General features: G+C 31.5%; 1 protein-coding gene. It reads right to left on the reverse strand.

What is annotated here, in order from left to right:
* Window positions 1–253, reverse strand: a 253-nt coding sequence (locus tag E4T88_RS17415) for a transposase (protein WP_228094009.1), incomplete at its 3' end; no start/stop codon positions are given.
* Between the last annotated feature and the right edge of the window lie 211 nt (window positions 254–464).

The raw sequence follows: 464 nt of genomic DNA on the forward strand, positions 1-464 counted from the left end.
CACGCGTTCTAGGTACTTTTAAATGAAGTGTTCCGACTGAAATCATAAAATCACGTTCATAGTAGCCATTTCGTTGTGCAATCCTTTCAGGATGCTTTTGTTTGAAATCAGCGTTCACAAACTGATCTCTTTCCATTTCCATATAAGCATTTAATACAGTTACAGCTATACTTTTCATAGCAGTATTTAAATTACTTTCTAAAATAGCACTTGCCAATTCTTCAAAGTCTACGTTAATATTTAACTGAGTCATATATAGGTCACCTCTACAATATTTTCTTAGTCGATTACATTGTACTAAAGTGAGCTATATTTGGCTCTTTTTTTATTACACAATTATATGGACATATTCTACCTTTATTGGATTTTCTATTTCAATAATCCAATTAGACGCACCCTTGTTGGATTTTCTATTTCAATAATCCAATTAGACGCTCTTTATTGGATTTTCTGCTTCATTAATC

The organism is Dysgonomonas mossii (genome assembly GCF_004569505.1).
Taxonomy (GTDB): domain Bacteria; phylum Bacteroidota; class Bacteroidia; order Bacteroidales; family Dysgonomonadaceae; genus Dysgonomonas.